The sequence below is a fragment of the Paenibacillus daejeonensis DSM 15491 genome (assembly GCF_000378385.1).
Classification (GTDB): domain Bacteria; phylum Bacillota; class Bacilli; order Paenibacillales; family Paenibacillaceae; genus Paenibacillus_D; species Paenibacillus_D daejeonensis.
On the sequence record NZ_KB899659.1, the window covers coordinates 354666 to 370790 of the forward strand.

Sequence of the window (16125 nt, forward strand, 5' to 3'; positions counted from 1 at the left end):
GTCACGGATCGATCTTCCAATCGCTGTTGTCCCCAGATTTCTTTGATTTTTACCCCTATTAGGGGTGAAATCCGGGGACAAAGGCGAACGCTTCGCTTCTCCAGATTCGATTCCGTGCCTCTACGGCCGTTTTGAGGGCACCCTGATTTTTGCATTTATGCTCATCAAGAAGCACCCCGGGATTGGTAAAGACAAAAAAAAGAGACCTTACTTTCCACGCTGGTGTGAAAGTGAGGCCCTTCGTATAAAGAAAAGCTTATTTATTCTACCCGTTCGCTATGTTCTGCATCGTCGCCGGGTTGGTTTCTCCGCCCGCTGCTGCAAGACGCTGCTGAAGCATGGCGCCCAGCTCCTCCGAGCTGTCCCAAATCAAAGGTCGGATGTTACGAGTATGCAGCGGCATGGCTTCATGTACGCTCCGGTGGATTGTCCACAAGACGGGAATATCCAATCCTGCTGCGTAACCGCCGGCATAGAACACTTCGGCCGAAGAAATGCTGATATCTGCGATGACCAGCTTGCTGTCAGCCACCCGTGCAATCGAATGGTCTGTCTTCTCTGGTGTTCGGCCATTGAAGAGATCCGGGAGATAACCACTCTGCTCCAGCTTGGGCAGAATATGTTGTGCCCATTCCTCATGCAGCGACGCGTCGTCCGGCAGCAGGACGCTGCAAGGCTTCAGCTTACGTCCGCCAGCCAGATCCACGGCCTCTCGCCAGCCCTGCTCCGTTAACCGGAACGAGTGGCCCTCACGCAGCAAGGAGCCTTCCTCTTTGAGCTTCTCAATAAGATAGACAAGTTCCTGCAGATTGTTGGAATAGGTCAGATTGTAGCTCCCCGACAGTTTGTGAATCGTCACAGGATCGCCCGGGCCGGCTGCGTGCCGGTACAGATATTGTAGCAATCGGCCGCCTTTCTCCTCGATTGTGACCGGGATGCGTGGGGAATTCTCAATAGCCTGCACGTCGTCAGCATTCAAGGAGACCGTCTCTTCACAGTCCGTCAGCTCGCGAATGTAGCCGGACACCAAAGGAAACAAGCGGCGCTTGTCCTGATAGGACATCCGGTTCAGGGTCTCAAAGCTCTCGGCGTGCAAGTGATAATAGCTTTCTGGGGCACAAAAGCATCCCATATAACGTTCGTATGCGCCTTTCGTTTCAACCGAGGCAACCTCGTCGCAGAACAGGCATCGTTTTTTTTCCATCACTTTTACCCCTCCATTACCAAACTCTTCGCACATCTTAGCGGAATTTGCGGGATAATGGCGATTAATAATTTCTCATCCGTCTTAACATTCTCTCATTCGATGCTGAGGACGAGGCATAATCAAGGCATGGTCGATGTGGAAGAGGGGGCTTCCGATCGCTGGGTAAACCGAAATAAGGCACCCTCTCGATTGAAGATGAGCATGGCGCCCTACTGGTAAAAACTTAATGCTTCATTAGCTCTAGTCGCAGCGACTGTTAACTAATCACGCGAAGCCCTGCTGGCAGTATCGCGGCTATGCGGTCATATACCGGTGAGAGCTCATACTGAATCTCCATATAGATGACTGCGGTTCCCCGATCTTCGCGGCTTCGGATGAGACGGCCCAGGCCTTGCCGGAGTCGGAGCAGCATATAGGGCAAATCCACCTCGGCAAACGGGTCTGCCGCACTCTGACGCTTGGCCATGTAGACCGGGTCCTGAGGCGGGAACGGCAAGGACCAGATGATCACCTGAGATAATGCTGGGCCAGGCACATCCAATCCCTCCCAGAGGCTGACGGCACACAGACAACTCGTCTCCTCCTGCTGGAAACGCTCGATCAGCGTACTGATTTCCTGATCCCCTTCATAATAAAAGGTTAGCCCGCTGCAGCCAGCCTCGCTTGGAATAGCCTGCTTGAATTGCTGCAGCTCTTCCCGGGTGGCGAACAACAGCAAGGTGCGGCCCCCAGCGTCCGACAGCCTTTTGACCGCGTCGTTAAGCTTCTCACGGAATGATCCCCCCTCTTGCCAGCGCGGGATCTGCACTTCCATCTGCTGCTCGTAGTCATACGGTGAGTCAACAGTGAAGGACAGATAGTCCGTCATCCCCAGACTATCCGCTACATAATCAAAGGAGCCTTCTGCTGACAGCGTGGCCGAGGAGAAAACAACGGGCTTAGGCGTAGCAAATACGCGTTCACGCAGCACTTCTTTGACGGCTTTTGGCATAATGGCAACTGCCAGTCCATCCCGGCTTTCCGTCCCCCAACAGATTGGCGGCTCCGGCCGCTCGAAGAGCAGCAAGGCCTTCTGAAGCATTTCGAGATGCTCTTCGACAATACGCAATTGATACTCATTAAGCGTATAAAGTCCACTTTCGTATACAAGCTCTTCTTCAATAGCCGATAACAGCGCCCGAAACCGCTTGACCTCCTTCAACAGCAGTTCGTCAGTTCGAATTGCAAGACGCTCGGAGCCTGGAATTGCCGTCGTACGGCTTGCGAATACGTCAAAGAGCAGGTCGCTCTGCTCAATCGCTTCGTCGATTAACAAAGCCAGCGATTCACGCACCTGTCCATCCAGCAGTCGCGTGATAATCGCTGTAAACACGACGTGTTTAAGGTTGTACGTGAGAGCCTTCTGTGCAGCCGCCTCGAGCAAATGTCCCTCGTCGAATACAACGGAGCTGTGCTCCGGCAATAACGGCAGCTGTCCTTCACGCTTGCGGCCTTCGTAAGTCCAGACATGCTCCATATAGAAATCATGTGAACAAATAATCAGGTCCGCGGCTTTGCGATAATGATCCCGTGACAAGGTTTGACCGCAGCGATGCCGTTGATCACACACGAAACAGTCCTGAAACGCATCCCAGTTGATCCGGGACCATGCTTCGTCGTTCAGCTGCGGGTAATCTTTGCGGTCGCCATAGGGAAAGAAAGACTGCAGCGCTTTGGGCTGTCGCACAAAATCAGGCAGTTCCTCGTAAATGTCGTCAAACATCTCCCCGTCGTCGCTCTCTGCCGCCTGCTGCAGCTTGACGAGACAGAGATACTGATCCGGCGACTTGCCAAGTCTGGCATCCACAACGAGCTCAAGATGCCGGGCTAGCTTGGCCACGTCTCCCTGTGGCTTGACCAGTTGTTCAATCAGCGATTCGTCGGCACAGGCAATAACTGCCGGCTGACGCGTATAACGGGCATAGGCAATCGCATAGAGCAGGTAGACGAGCGTCTTGCCGGTGCCTACGCCAGCCTCGGCGAAGATCGGCCGTTTCTCGGCAAATGCCCGCTCCAATTGAAAGGCCATATAGATTTGTTCGTCTCGAATCTCGAATCCTGCCGCAGGCAGCTGCTCGTAGAATACATCAGCGATCCAGTCCACGGCTTGCTGCACGTACGGCTGCGCAGGGTCAAAATCAAAAGGGTACTTCTTCACTTCCCATGCCTCCACATCCGGGTGCGCCTCCTAAGGCGATACACTCCTAGAGAGGCATTATCTCATGGGAATCCCCAAAAAACAATGGGAACCCGCCGTTTCATCCAGCTCCAAGGAATAGAGGCTCTTTGACAGCGGACTTCGACAGCTTCCTCGCGTGAAACCAACTATGCTATAGACATACAGGCAGCCCGCTGCCAAATCTGGATTGCAAGGAGGCCGCAAGATGACACCCCATATCGCAAAGCAACCGGTCAAGCCCCCCAGATTGTCCATGAAAATGCTGCACGACCTCATTGTTGAACAACAACAGCTCAATGATCAGTTAATGAAACGTATCGAAGTGTTGGAAGCACAGCTTGAGCGGACGGAACCAGTCGCAAACGTGATTGGAGAGGAAGCGCTTCTCGCTCCAGTCGAATCGCAAGACGAGCCATCGATATTGCTCGATGACTCGTTATCGGCTCAAGAAAGGCTGCCCCAAGCGGAGCAGCTGCCCGAAGAGCCTATGTTCAAGCCTGCTGAGGCGTCAGCCGAGTTAAGCATGACTGCCGCCCTCTCCGACGATCTGCCACTAGATGAATTGATACAAGCTACCTTGAATCCCGCACAAGCTCAAATCGCCGTAGCCTCGGAGACAAGAATTTCACCTGTATCATATGCGCCTGCACCGTCTGAACAAGACTCCTGGAGCTGCATAGAGACGCCAAGGTCTATGCGCCACCCTTCCCCTGCCAAGAAGCAGCGAATCTGGGACAGGCTCTGGCAATGGAGCGGAACCAGACAGTCTCAAAACCAGGCAGTTACACAAAGGCGGGAAGCTGGACACTCGGGACATCCCAGACTATCCCTAGACCTGCCACACGAACCAATGCGGCTCCGCTCGTCGTCGGAATAGTCCATACTGGCAGCTCTCTCGGCAGGTTCGACGGAAAGCCGCACAGATGACTGGGCTCCGCCGCTCCATCGGATATGGTCCTGAGGCGGATACAGCCGGTCGCCACATAACGGTTGGTGTGTTCATCAAACCTGGCGCTAAGCCAGCTGACCTCTACAACCTTCACGACCTGCAGATTCAGAGGCTGGCCACCCGACTGTTCTAGGCGGATCTGCCTAAGTTCCAGTTTGTCGGTGTTGAGCCTTTGGGAGGCTTGCTCTAGCGCCTGGCGAGGATTTCCGGCTTCAGTGGCACATGTAACGGTGACTTCCATAGACGCGATACTTCTTTGCAGGCTTTTGCTCATCGTTCGGTATTCAATCCCCTTTTCACATCAATTCTCTCATCTCAACACGTTCAGTATATGGCCGCTGTCTTTCATTTATGACATGGCTCTTACAAGAATTCACCACATCAAAAACGCCGCTTTCCGAGAGTGCTTGATAGCTCTCGGAAAGCGGCGTACTCATAATTAAGCGTTGGCGAAATTATTTGAAATTGCGCCAATCCTGCTTGCTGTGATTCAATAAATGCTCAAAATTTTGCTCTAGTTGTTTTTCCCGAGCCTGCCGCTCTTCCTCGGCCTGTCGACGCTTCGCAGCTTGTGCCTCTGCTTCCTCGGCCTTCCAGGCTTCCGACTGCGCTTTGAGCTTGCTGGCCATTTCAGGGCTCAGCAAATCCTTCAATGTTGCTCCGCTATTGGGTTCCGTCTGCCGCTGCGGGGTGATAGGCTTTTTCTTTTTGGCCATCCTTATTCCTCCTCCTTATCCTGAGCTGGCCGTCTGTGCACCGGCAGCATGGTGAGGTCTCGGGGCGCCAGTACCGGACTGAATAGCTGAGCAGCTTCGTCAGCACAGAACTGGACTTCTTCATCATCATAGCGCGTACTGAAATGGGTCAGCACCAGCTGCCTCACTCCAGCCTCCCGAGCGGCCAGTGCAGCCTGGTGCGTAGTGGAATGGCCATACTCCAGGGCCTTGTCCGTCATGTCAGCAACAAAGGTGGCTTCATGAACCAGTACATCGGCATCGCGAGCCAGTACACCGACACCGGGACATGGGCTGGTATCCCCCAGAATGGTAACGATCCTTCCGGGCAGCTGGGGCTCCGTTACCTCTTCGGACCGGATGGTCCGGCCATCCGGCAGCGTGAGCGACCCTCCTTGCTTGAGTCTGCCATACTCGGGTCCCGGCCTGATGCCCAGTTCCTTCAACAGCTCCACCTTCAACCGGCCATGACGTGGTTTCTCAATCACCCGATAGCCGTAGCAAGGCACTCTGTGCTGCATCGGTGCGGCCTCGACTATAAATGAATCATCCTCGTAGATGCGACCCTCTGACACTTCAATATATTCAATCTCATAACTTAAGTGAGAAGCTGTCATGGCCAGCGTGCTTTCCACCCACTCCCGCAGTCCCTTGGGTCCGAATAACTTCAGTGGCTCCGTACCGCCAAGAAAGGACCGGCTGCAAAGAATTCCAGGCAGACCGAACGTATGGTCTCCGTGCATGTGTGTAATGAATATATACTCCAGGCGGCTCAGCTTGAGCGGCGACTTCATGAGTTGATGCTGCGAGCCTTCCCCACTGTCAAATAACCAGAATGTGCCGCGGTCCTCTGGCATGCGTAATGCGATTGAGGTCACATTCCTGTCCTTAACGGGCCTTCCTGCCCCTGTTCCGAGAAACCAGAGTTCCATGTGCATCCTCCTAAAAGTTTTCCGAAGGAAAACTCACTCCGGAAGCATAGGCTTATCTATTAGTGGCAACGCTTGTCCCAAACCCTGCACTTTAGTTACTCCATTTTCTATTGTACCGCTGTCGCCAGTCTCATTGCAATTTTCAGCGGCAAGCGCTTACTCTTTAGCAGGGCAAAGAAGACGCAGCTCCTGAGATCTGCGCCTTCCGTATAGAGTCCTCAGCTGTTCCTATTCCCCGGACAAGCTGTTTTCCTTGAGAATCACATCATGCGCGCCGCCCTCAACCAGACTTGTCTCCGAGACAAGGGTGATTCGCGCTTCATCTTGCAGTTGCTTGATCGACTTCACGCCGCAGTTGCACATCGTGGATTTAATCTTGCCGATGGTGCGGTCCAGGTTCTCGCGCAGACTGCCCGCATACGGAACGTAGGAGTCTACTCCCTCTTCAAACATCAGACCTTTTTTGCCACCAGAGTCATAACGCTGCCAGTTGCGTGCCCGGTTCGAGCCTTCGCCCCAGAACTCTTTAACAAAATTGTTGCCTACCTTCAGCTTGCGCGTAGGACTCTCGTCAAAGCGGGCAAAATAGCGTCCCATCATGACAAAATCCGCACCCATGGCTAGCGCCAATGTAATGTGATAGTCATGAACGATCCCGCCGTCTGAACAAATCGGAACGTAAATGCCCGTCTCTTCATAATACTGGTCTCTTGCTTCCGTCACTTCGATAACCGACGAGGCTTGTCCGCGTCCAATGCCTTTTTGCTCACGGGTAATACAGATGGAGCCTCCCCCGATTCCGACCTTGACGAAATCCGCACCAGACTCAACAAGGTAGAGGAATCCTTCCCGGTCAACGACATTGCCTGCGCCAATGGGTACATTGTAATGCTGCTTTACATATTGAATCGTCTCGCGCTGCCATTCGCTGTAACCATCCGACGAATCAATGACAAGAATATCTACGCCGGCCTCGACCAACGCACCAACACGCTCTTCATAATCCTTCGTATTAATACCCGCACCCACCACGTAGCTTTTGTTGTGATCAAGCAGCTCCAGCGGGTTTTCCTTGTGCGCATCGTAATCCTTGCGGAAGACGAGGTAATCCAGGTTGCCATCGGCATCTACAATAGGCAGACAATTGAGCTTGTGCTCCCAGATCAGATCGTTGGCGTCCGAGAGTGTAAGACCGGACTTCCCATAGATCATGGAATCCACCGGCGTCATGAACGTTTCAACCGGCTTGTCCAGCGAGTCCCGGCTCAATCGGTAATCACGGCTCGTCACAATGCCGAGCAGCTTGCCCTTTGGCGATCCGTCTGCCGTAATGGCTACCGTGGAATGGCCCGTTTCTTCCTTTAAATCCAGGACATCCTGCAGCGTGTGCTGCGGCGTGAGATTGGAGCGGCTGACAACAAAACCTGCCTTGTAGCCCTTGGCCTTGCTCACCATACGTGCCTGATCCTCAACGGACTGGGACCCGAAGATAAAAGATACGCCGCCACATCGGGCCAGCGCTACCGCCATCTTGTCGTCCGATACCGACTGCATAACTGCGGAGGAAAACGGGATATTCAACGCAATCGCCGGTTCTTCGCCTCGTTTGTGTTTGACCAACGGGGTTTTGAGCTGCACATTCTGAGGCGTGCACTCCTTGGTTGTCAAACTTGGGATCAACAAAAATTCACTAAATGTACGGGACGGTTCCGAATAATACTTGGCCATGCACGCTTCATTCCTTTCAAATTAGATTCAATACTTAGGAAGGTAAATTTTATCAATCTTACCACCGCTGAACTTGAAGGTCAATGTCATCCTTCTTCCATTACATGAAATGACTGAAAACTAACGCATGAGCTTATTTATCGTCGTCAGCAGCTCTGGAACGACCTCAAGATCTCCATCCTGAATTCGCTCCATGACACAGCTCTTCAAGTGATGCTCCAATAGGAGTTTGCTGACGCCATTAAGAGCGGATTGAATAGAAGCGATCTGATTGAGCACATCATCGCAATACACATCCCGTTCAATCAGTCCTTTGACACCCCGCACCTGGCCTTCAATGCGATTCAACCGGTTGGTCAGGCTGCTTTTGACTTTGTCGGAATGATGACTTTTTCGTTCTCCGTCGACGTGGCAGGCTGCTCCATGCCCATTAAGCTCTTCCGGCTGATTGCTCATCCTACATGACCTCCGCAGCGTTTTTCATTAACTATACCATACCCCGCCGTCCTATTCCTATAGCAACACCTGTGTTACAATGGTACCTATCCAATTTATATAGAACAGGCAGGTGTTGACTGATGTCACAAGTACGAAGGCTGGATTCTGAAGCCGATTTTGCCGAAGCACTGGAGAACGGCAAGAGCATCCGGGTGTTCAAGGATGATCAGATGATTGAAGCGAGGGCTGTAATCGTCCGCTATGACGACCGGTTGATCGTCACCCAGAGCAGTGTCAGCGACATTGCCTATCATGAACGTGACGCCTGCGAATTTTATGAGATTCGAAACCGGTAACTGGATGTCCACAATAATGCCTTCGGTCACGGATCGATCTTCCGATCGCTGTTGTCCCCAGATTTCTTGATTATTAACCGCTGTAGCGGTTGAAATCCGGGGACAAAGGCGAACGCTTCGCTTCTCCAGATTCGATTCCGTGCCTCTTCGGCTATTTGGGCATCCTGATTAAGTAGGTAGATAACAAAGAGACGCCTTCAACCCTAGGGTAGGAGGCGTCTCTTATGGCTTCTTATAGGTCTATCCTTATTCATCCACATCATAGGGCTTGTACTTATTGGCGCTTGAGGAACGATGCTTCGTTTCCGTCTTGCGCTTTTCTTCTTCCATCTCCAGCTTCAGGTCCTCCATCGGCACCGGATCAACGTTTCGCTGGCTGACGAACTTGTCGAGCTGGCTTTCTTTCTCCGTCGGGTATTGTTCGGGATGATCGCGATTGTTAGCCTGCTGCTTATCTTCCTGCACTTTTTCCCACTCGTTCATCGTCTTCACCTCCCAGACGGCTTGGCGTCTTAGTTGCCATTAACCATCTCGTACAGTACCTAATCGAAAACCTATACATTAAGAGCCTTCCCCCGGTTCTGAGAAGGCTCTTAATGATTTGAATCAAATATGAGAGTATTCTCATCTTAATCTAATAAACCCTAATTTCCCCCGTCATGCCTGATGATTTGTTCTTCGTGGGAATTATTAGTAGGTTTTTGTGTGCTATAGTTAGTGCTGGTTAAGTCAATACAGCAATAAACGGAGGGACAACAAGAAACTATGCATAAGCTAAAATTTGTGAAACGTGTCTTGGTTACCGCCATGTGCGCTACAATTACGATAACTTCTTTCTCCATCGGCGCATCCAATGTGGATGCTGCAACTCCTAAATCCGAAGCTCTTATCCAGAGCGGCCAAAAATACTTAGGCGTTCCTTATCGACTCGGTGCACCAAGCGGCGCTACATATGCGTTTGACTGCTCGTCGTTCACTCAATATCTGTTCAAGAAAAACGGCGTTTCGCTGCCTCGCACCTCTGCAGCTCAAGCCAAAGCCGGAACAGGCGTGGCAAAAGGCTATATCAGCATGGGAGACCTGGTCTTCTTCAATACCAATGGCCGCAGTATCAGCCATGTTGGCGTATATGCTGGCAAGAACAAAATGCTCCATACGTCCAGCAGTAAAGGTGTTGTTCTGAGCGACATGAACACGAACTACTGGAACAATCGTTATGTAACGGCTCGCCGCGTATTGAACTAACATGATTCTCTCATTTCTCTCGTATCATCCAGACCTCCTCAGCTCCGCTGGGGAGGTCTTCTTTGTGTTCCTTACTTCAGCTTCATGCCGTTAATCGCCAGATGTGCCTGGAACATCTCGGATACCGATGGATGCTCATCCTTGGGAAGCCAGTCTTCATACGACCATACACCGGAGGTCTTCAAAGCCCGTGGACAGTGGATAAAACACTCTTCCACCTCCACAATCACCGCCAGCTGAGGAGTCTTGCCGCTGAAATTCTGAGCTGCAATCAAATCCTCTTGACTCGTAATATGCGCTCGGCCATTCATTCGCAGCACCTCCTGCATACCTGGAATAATCGACAACATGCCCAGTCGGGGATTATCCAGCAGGTTCAGCAGAGAATCTACCCGCCGGTTGCCCGGTCTCTCCGGATAGATCAGCCGGCGATCGTCCAGCACCTTGACGAACCCGACCTCATCGCCGCGCGGCGACACATCACACCAGCCTTGACGATCGGTTGTAGATAGGAAGAATAAGGGCGACCTAGCCAGGTAATCGCGTACATGTGAATCAATCTGAGCAATACTTTTCTTGACGACCGCCTCATGCGGCTCGCCAACCAGCTTCCGCAATTGCTCCGGATCTGTGATCCGGTCCTCGATAACACCGTTCCATTGTAAGATGTGAATCACTCCCGTTGCCGGTTTTATTGGGGCTCCCCTCAGAATATCTTGAGAAGCATTATCATTTCCTAATTGTACCCCAAGTCTGTGCAGGGCTCAACCTATTCCGGCGGATTCAACAGCTCGGACAGCGGGACTGATGAGGTTACGGTCAAGCGGTTCAGTTGCATGGAGTTGTCACCTGGGCGAACGAAGCCTTGGCGTACAGTAAACGCCATTCGATAACCGGATTGGCGAAGGTAATAGACCATTTGCTGACGGAACTCCCCATAAGGATAAGCGAAGTAAGGCGAATCTATCCCCAGTTCTTTCATCTGCGCAATATCGGGCTTCAGCAGCTTGTCATTCATACCTGCACCATATTCATTCCCACAGTGCAATTCCTTTTTAAAATGCAAATCATACGTATGGCTATGGTATTCAAAGACGTCGCGCGTCTCGTTCATTTGCTGATGTGACAGGAAGCTCTTCTTGGCCGGATCAAAAACACCCGTCTCCTCCTGGATGTTGCTGCCTACTACAAACAAGGCAGCCTTGAACCCGTACTGCTTCATAATCGGATAAGCATAGATAATATTGTTCTCATACCCGTCATCAAAGGTGATGACAACGCTCTTCTCAGGCAGCGACTGCTCGCCGGCAACATACGCCTCCAGCTCTTCCAGAGTCGCAGTGTAATAGCCTTCTTCGTGCAAGTAGTTCATCCCGGCTTCAAACGCTTCGAGATTGATTATGGAGTTGTTGGCAGGCTCTGTATTAAGCTCTGCGGGTACTATGTAATGATACATTAACACAGGAACTCTCGCGGCCCCATCCAGCCCCGCAAAAGCGACCTGTGAGGGATCCAGCGCAGCCAGTTTGGATGTATTCGGGTGCGTGAGGGCAAAAGCCTTGTTCTTCGCCATTACCCATGCCATACAGCCTTTGTGTGAAAGGGCCGAGTCCGGGAACGCAAACATCAGGGTTGCTGCCAGTATGCAGAAAGCTACAGTGACCAGCATGCCTTTCTTGAACATCGTTCTTCTCAATCTCCTTCATCCCGGTTGTAGCAAGTCTTGCTGATTGTTCTCTACTGATTAGACGGCTTAGGGGATCAATAAGTTTCAATATTCTCCAAAAAAACCTCCCGGGCTGCTAGAAGCCCGGAAGGTTAAGATGAAGTCGGTATTCATTTATGGGGTTGTTACTTCTTCGGTAGTTGAAGCTTTGTTGAGTTCCCGCTTCTTCAACACCAGCCACAGCTGACACGCAATGAAAATCGATGAGTAGATACCGAATACCATACCTAACGTCATTGCGAGTGAGAACAGCTTGATCGACTCCCCGCCAAAGAGGAACAGAATAAGCGAAGCAATCAGTACCGTGATCCCTGTATTAATCGAACGGGTCAATGTCTGCGATATACTGACGTTAACCAGCTGCTTCAAGTCCTCGAAGGTCTTGAGCTTGGCAAAACGCAGATTCTCCCGCACCCGGTCGAAAATAACGATGGTATCGTTTATCGAGTAACCTATGATCGTCAGCACCGCGGCGATAAACGGCAAGTTTACCTCCAGTCTGAACACTGCGAACACGGTAATAACGAAAAATGCATCATGGAACAACGCAAGAATGGCTGCCAGTCCGAACCGCCATTCAAAACGCAGCATAATGATCAAGATTATGCCGATGCTGGCAATAAGGACCGCAATAATCGCCTTGATTCCCAGCTCTTGAGCAATACCAGGGTCAACAGTATTCTCTTCACGGGATACATCTTCGCCATACTTCGTCTCAAAGGCGCTAATGATTTGATTCACATCACCAGCTTCGGAATCCAGAATCTGCTCATAACGAGCCGAGATGCGGTCGTTATTGGTTCCTCCGATGGTAAAGGTCGATGGCACAAATCCAGATTCCTCGAAGATCGCTTCCGCCTCATCATGGGTGATGGATTGAGGAATCGTAATATCCAGACTCGTCCCGGCCTTGAAATCGACGCCATAGTTCAAGTTTGCAAACAAAAGAACGACGATACCCAGGACGGTGATACTTGACGAGAACCAGAAAAACAACTTGCGGAACTTTACAAAATCGTAAATCTTGTAGAACGGATCCTCACCTTTTTTGCTCTCCGCAAGGGTACGGATGTCTTGGGGCTTCACGCCCATCAAACGCGAATTCTTGACAATATTGCTGCGCACCAGCAGGTTCAGTAGAATTCTGGAGAAGGTTACGTTAGTAAACATACTCAGAATATTACTCAGGATCAGCATTAATGCAAAGCCTTGAATTGCACCAGTACCGATAAAGTAAAGCACGGCCGCTGCTACGATCGAGGTCAGGTTGGCATCAAGAATGGTCCGGAAGGACGTCTTGGAACCGGTCTTGAGTGCGGACAGCAGGCTCTTGCCGCTCCGCATCTCCTCTTTGATTCTCTCTGCCGTAATAATATTGGCGTCGACGGCCATCCCGATCCCGAGGACAAAGCCCGCGATACCCGGCAGCGTGATCGTCGCGTTCATCCAATAGAACATCAACAGGATCCCCCAGCTGTATACAATCAGGGTAATGCAAGCGATGAGACCTGGCAGTCGATAGACGAACAGCATGAACAGCAGGATGAAGATCGAAGCAATGGCTCCTGCCAATATAATCTGATCCATGGACTGTTGTCCGAGCGTCGCACCAACGGACTGGGTGTAAATCTCCGTCAGGTTCAGCGGCAACGCACCGAGGTTGATGACGCCTGCAAGCTCGCGTGCTTCCTCCAGGGAGTAATTACCTGTAATAGATGCCCGGCCGTCTGATAATACAGACTGGACCGTAGGAGCCGACAGACGCTCTTCATCCAGGTAGATGGCAAGCGGTTGACCCAGCAGGCGTGTAGACACATCTCTGAGCTTTGCATTATCTTTGACTTGAATCTGGATGAGCGGTCTGTTCAACTCATCATAGCCTACACTTGCTCCGCCTTCGACGAAGTCAATCCCCCGCATTTCAATTGTGCCGTCCGGCGCACGGAAGGTGAGCTCGGCTGGCTTTTTCATGACATTGCGGACTTCCTCTTCATTGCTAACCCCGGCAATCCGCGCACGGATGCGGTCACTGCCTTCTGGCGTAATTTCTGGCTCGGCTACGCCATATGCATCCGCTCTGGATTGGAGGGAACGCGCCGTCTCACGCAAGGCTTCCTGTGTGACCGTGCCATCTTCATAAACAGGTGAGGCTTGATACAGGATCTCAAATCCGCCCTTGAGATCCAGGCCAAGACGCAAATTCTGAACAATATGCGGCGACGTGACCGCGACGATGCCCAAACTGAGGGCAACGGTTAAAATAAAGGCTATAAAGCGTTTCATAATCATAAAGGTGAGATCTCCTCTTCCTGTTGGATAAGCGTCCTTAGTGGACGCAGGACCTTAACGACTTGTCGGCGCAAGGGTATCCGGGAATCGGCTCACATACGTGGAGGTCATCTTAATGGGCGCCAGCTTCTGCATGACGATTGCAATTGCGATACAGGCATTGCTGATCACAATCATGCGAATCGGTGTGCGCCGGTAGTACATGGCTCCTATGGCGATGACAAGGATGCCAATGCCTGCCCAGCTGTGCTTTTTGGGATGCAGGAAGCGTGGCGTGATTAGATAGCCGCTCTCCCCCGGTGCAGTAAGGATCGGGTGGTCGGCGGACTCTAGCGGTCTCTCTACAGGAGCCGCTGCACCTGACACTGGGATAGAGAATAGCAGCAACACGACCACGCCAAGCCAGGAATAGACCTTCTGACTGCTGCGAATCACTCGTTTATTCAATTGTGGCTTGTCCATGCGCGCCTCCCTTCCCGCCAGTTTCATGGCATGACTTGTCTATTATATACGAAACCTGTCGCAGGAAGGAAGAGTAAAATTGTCAAAGCAAGCTTTTATGCATCCAGATGGCAGCCTGAACCCCTTCGCCCATGGCAATGCTCGCTTGCTCGGCATGTACGCCGATATCCCCTGTAGCCCAGACATGGCGTACGGAGGTCATCTTGCTTCGTGGATCAGTCAACACATGACGGTTTTCCAGTCGCTCTGCGCCAAGCTGATGAGCCAGACCGGAGCGCACCTCATTGCCTCCAAACGCTACGAATCCCCGATCTGCCGCATGAAAGCTCCCATCCTCCAATTCAAAACCCAGCAGTTGTTCGCCATCCGCAACAAGTCTCCGAACCTGTAGCTCGATCCGGGGAATGTCCTTCTGTGCCAGCTGCTCACTCATAGCAGCGGATAAAGGGCGGCGCTCATGATTAATATAGGTCAGCTGCTTGCTCCAAAATATTAACTTGAGGGCCATAGCCGCCCCAGCATCACCAGAACCAATAATAACGGCTGGACGATCTCTGATTTCATAGCCGTCACAATCCGGACAGATAAAGAGACTGATGCCCAGGCAGGGAATCAGTCCTTCGAGTGGCGGCAGACGGTCAACCACGCCAGTTGCGAGTAACAGCCTCCGGCCATGATAGACGGACTGGTCGCGTGATATCAGTGCGAAGCCTTCGGGGATTGGCTCCGCTCGCTCGATCCAGGTTTCGACGAAGTGGACCCCCAGCCGCCCCGCTTGATCTCTGCCCAATCTGCGCAGATGCTTGCCGCTCACCCCATCAGGCCAGCCTAGCAGATTGTTGTAGCTGCGGCACCAGGTGGATCGTCCATCAGCAGCATCAAGAACGAGGGTCGAATGACCATAGCGCCCAAGTTGTATGGCTGCCTGCAATCCAGATAATCCACCGCCTACAATGATGCAATCATAGATCATCCTCATTCCCTCCTTGCTGGGTGTGCATCAATACGTTTTAACACGGAGCTCATCCAGACTTTTGAAGGTATAGCCTTGTTTTCTTGCCTCATCGATGATACGCCCAAGCGCCTCTGCGTTGTCTTTGGATACAGAGTGCAGCAGAATGACTGCGCCAGGGTGAAGTTGTGCCGTTACACGGTCGAACGCATATTGCGCGCCTTTCTGGTCATTGACATCCCAATCCTTGTAAGCAATGGACCAGAACACGCTCGTATAGCCCAGCTTCTTGGCTTCTGCAAGGATTCGTTCGTCAAAAATGCCGCGAGGCGGTCTTAGATAATTCATCCCCAGCTGTGGAGTGCGTGCAAGCACCTCGTCCCGGACGCGGGTTAGCTCTTCCTTGATCCGTTCAGGCGATAGCGTCGTCATATCTGGATGGTGCCAGGAGTGATTGCCGATCAGATGTCCCTCTGCTGCCATACGCTGCAATAATTCAGGCTGATCCTTAATGTACTGACCGGTCACAAAAAACGCGGCTGGCACCTGCTTGTCGCGCAGCACATCCAATACCTGTGCCGTAAACCCGTTCTCATAGCCATTATCAAACGTGAGGAATAGCTCCTTTTGCTTCGTATCTCCCAGAAATACCGCATTGTGCTTGCGCAGCATGTCTTTAAAGCCTTCTTCATTTATGGAAGGGAGCTGACCCTGACGACTTGGCTTGAATCCGAAATGGTAGGTGCCCGTTGGACCGAATCCGGCCACCACGAAGCTAAGGCAAATTAACAGCATGACCAATCCTCTTGTATAGTAGCGATTTTGCATGATTATCCCCTTTTTGTTTTGACATCCGGCAGCATTGCACAGTTTGAGCCGTTCGCATGCC

At 51.8% G+C, this 16125-nt stretch carries 17 protein-coding genes; 4 read left to right on the top strand and 13 right to left on the bottom strand.

Annotated elements, in window-relative coordinates:
* Positions 1 to 265: 265 nt before the first annotated feature.
* Complete coding sequence (locus tag F556_RS0101595; protein ID WP_020615131.1) at positions 266 to 1204, bottom strand: hypothetical protein; 939 nt, start codon at positions 1202 to 1204, stop codon at positions 266 to 268.
* 259 nt (positions 1205 to 1463) lie between these two features.
* Positions 1464 to 3404: an ATP-dependent DNA helicase gene (locus tag F556_RS0101600; protein ID WP_026297039.1), complete on the bottom strand. Its 1941-nt coding sequence runs from the start codon at positions 3402 to 3404 to the stop codon at positions 1464 to 1466.
* Positions 3405 to 3630: 226 nt separating this feature from the next.
* Between F556_RS0101600 and F556_RS0101605 the strand changes: the two genes are divergently transcribed.
* Both F556_RS0101605 and F556_RS37555 read left to right on the top strand, forming a co-directional pair.
* Positions 3631 to 4302, top strand: coding sequence for a hypothetical protein (locus tag F556_RS0101605; RefSeq protein WP_020615133.1), 672 nt, complete (start codon positions 3631 to 3633; stop codon positions 4300 to 4302).
* 46 nt (positions 4303 to 4348) lie between these two features.
* Entirely contained in the window at positions 4349 to 4507 is a 159-nt protein-coding gene (locus F556_RS37555; RefSeq protein WP_020615134.1) for a hypothetical protein, read from the top strand.
* 322 nt (positions 4508 to 4829) lie between these two features.
* Here the strand turns inward: F556_RS37555 and F556_RS0101615 are convergent, their stop codons facing one another.
* From F556_RS0101615 to F556_RS0101630, 4 genes are all read right to left on the bottom strand, one after another.
* Positions 4830 to 5090, bottom strand: coding sequence for a YqkE family protein (locus F556_RS0101615; RefSeq protein ID WP_020615135.1), 261 nt, complete (start codon positions 5088 to 5090; stop codon positions 4830 to 4832).
* Between the two features lie 2 nt (positions 5091 to 5092).
* Positions 5093 to 6040, bottom strand: coding sequence for a ribonuclease Z (rnz, locus tag F556_RS0101620; protein WP_020615136.1), 948 nt, complete (start codon positions 6038 to 6040; stop codon positions 5093 to 5095).
* A gap of 228 nt (positions 6041 to 6268) precedes the next feature.
* A complete protein-coding gene (locus tag F556_RS0101625) occupies positions 6269 to 7768 on the bottom strand; it encodes an IMP dehydrogenase (protein ID WP_020615137.1) in 1500 nt (499 codons plus the stop codon).
* Positions 7769 to 7888: 120 nt separating this feature from the next.
* Positions 7889 to 8224, bottom strand: a complete 336-nt coding sequence (locus F556_RS0101630; protein ID WP_020615138.1) for a metal-sensitive transcriptional regulator — start codon at positions 8222 to 8224, stop codon at positions 7889 to 7891.
* Positions 8225 to 8346: 122 nt separating this feature from the next.
* Here F556_RS0101630 and F556_RS0101635 point away from each other — a divergent pair, with 122 nt between their 5' ends.
* Positions 8347 to 8562 (top strand): hypothetical protein, encoded by a 216-nt coding sequence (locus tag F556_RS0101635; RefSeq protein ID WP_020615139.1) that lies wholly within the window; start codon positions 8347 to 8349, stop codon positions 8560 to 8562.
* A gap of 246 nt (positions 8563 to 8808) precedes the next feature.
* Here the strand turns inward: F556_RS0101635 and F556_RS0101640 are convergent, their stop codons facing one another.
* Positions 8809 to 9045 (bottom strand): hypothetical protein, encoded by a 237-nt coding sequence (locus tag F556_RS0101640; protein ID WP_020615140.1) that lies wholly within the window; start codon positions 9043 to 9045, stop codon positions 8809 to 8811.
* 300 nt (positions 9046 to 9345) lie between these two features.
* Between F556_RS0101640 and F556_RS0101645 the strand changes: the two genes are divergently transcribed.
* The gene (locus tag F556_RS0101645) at positions 9346 to 9807 is read left to right on the top strand and encodes a C40 family peptidase (RefSeq protein ID WP_245582999.1); all 462 of its coding nucleotides are present in this window, start codon (positions 9346 to 9348) and stop codon (positions 9805 to 9807) included.
* A 71-nt stretch (positions 9808 to 9878) separates the two neighbouring features.
* Here F556_RS0101645 and F556_RS0101650 read toward each other — a convergent pair whose 3' ends face one another.
* The 6 genes from F556_RS0101650 to pdaA form a co-directional block, all read right to left on the bottom strand.
* Positions 9879 to 10484 carry an MSMEG_1061 family FMN-dependent PPOX-type flavoprotein gene (locus F556_RS0101650; protein WP_020615142.1) on the bottom strand — a complete coding sequence of 202 codons (606 nt, stop codon included), beginning with the start codon at positions 10482 to 10484 and terminating at the stop codon, positions 9879 to 9881.
* Between the two features lie 92 nt (positions 10485 to 10576).
* Complete coding sequence (locus F556_RS0101655; RefSeq protein ID WP_020615143.1) at positions 10577 to 11491, bottom strand: polysaccharide deacetylase family protein; 915 nt, start codon at positions 11489 to 11491, stop codon at positions 10577 to 10579.
* 156 nt (positions 11492 to 11647) lie between these two features.
* Complete coding sequence (locus F556_RS0101660; RefSeq protein ID WP_020615144.1) at positions 11648 to 13822, bottom strand: protein translocase subunit SecDF; 2175 nt, start codon at positions 13820 to 13822, stop codon at positions 11648 to 11650.
* Positions 13823 to 13876: 54 nt separating this feature from the next.
* The gene (locus tag F556_RS0101665) at positions 13877 to 14284 is read right to left on the bottom strand and encodes a hypothetical protein (RefSeq protein ID WP_020615145.1); all 408 of its coding nucleotides are present in this window, start codon (positions 14282 to 14284) and stop codon (positions 13877 to 13879) included.
* 82 nt (positions 14285 to 14366) lie between these two features.
* The gene (locus F556_RS0101670; protein ID WP_020615146.1) at positions 14367 to 15257 is read right to left on the bottom strand and encodes an NAD(P)/FAD-dependent oxidoreductase; all 891 of its coding nucleotides are present in this window, start codon (positions 15255 to 15257) and stop codon (positions 14367 to 14369) included.
* 27 nt (positions 15258 to 15284) lie between these two features.
* Positions 15285 to 16031 (bottom strand): delta-lactam-biosynthetic de-N-acetylase, encoded by a 747-nt coding sequence (gene pdaA, locus F556_RS0101675; RefSeq protein ID WP_020615147.1) that lies wholly within the window; start codon positions 16029 to 16031, stop codon positions 15285 to 15287.
* Between the last annotated feature and the right edge of the window lie 94 nt (positions 16032 to 16125).

Coding starts and splice junctions, on each gene's coding strand:
- F556_RS0101655 (WP_020615143.1), bottom strand. CDS start 11,491: ATGTTCAAGAAAGGCATGCTGGTCACTGTAGCTTTCTGCATACTGGCA.
- F556_RS0101670 (WP_020615146.1), bottom strand. CDS start 15,257: ATGATCTATGATTGCATCATTGTAGGCGGTGGATTATCTGGATTGCAG.
- F556_RS0101595 (WP_020615131.1), bottom strand. CDS start 1,204: ATGGAAAAAAAACGATGCCTGTTCTGCGACGAGGTTGCCTCGGTTGAA.
- F556_RS0101625 (WP_020615137.1), bottom strand. CDS start 7,768: ATGGCCAAGTATTATTCGGAACCGTCCCGTACATTTAGTGAATTTTTG.
- F556_RS0101615 (WP_020615135.1), bottom strand. CDS start 5,090: ATGGCCAAAAAGAAAAAGCCTATCACCCCGCAGCGGCAGACGGAACCC.
- F556_RS0101640 (WP_020615140.1), bottom strand. CDS start 9,045: ATGAACGAGTGGGAAAAAGTGCAGGAAGATAAGCAGCAGGCTAACAAT.
- F556_RS0101630 (WP_020615138.1), bottom strand. CDS start 8,224: ATGAGCAATCAGCCGGAAGAGCTTAATGGGCATGGAGCAGCCTGCCAC.
- rnz (WP_020615136.1), bottom strand. CDS start 6,040: ATGGAACTCTGGTTTCTCGGAACAGGGGCAGGAAGGCCCGTTAAGGAC.
- F556_RS0101605 (WP_020615133.1), top strand. CDS start 3,631: ATGACACCCCATATCGCAAAGCAACCGGTCAAGCCCCCCAGATTGTCC.
- pdaA (WP_020615147.1), bottom strand. CDS start 16,031: ATGCTGTTAATTTGCCTTAGCTTCGTGGTGGCCGGATTCGGTCCAACG.
- F556_RS0101660 (WP_020615144.1), bottom strand. CDS start 13,822: ATGATTATGAAACGCTTTATAGCCTTTATTTTAACCGTTGCCCTCAGT.
- F556_RS37555 (WP_020615134.1), top strand. CDS start 4,349: ATGACTGGGCTCCGCCGCTCCATCGGATATGGTCCTGAGGCGGATACA.
- F556_RS0101635 (WP_020615139.1), top strand. CDS start 8,347: ATGTCACAAGTACGAAGGCTGGATTCTGAAGCCGATTTTGCCGAAGCA.
- F556_RS0101665 (WP_020615145.1), bottom strand. CDS start 14,284: ATGGACAAGCCACAATTGAATAAACGAGTGATTCGCAGCAGTCAGAAG.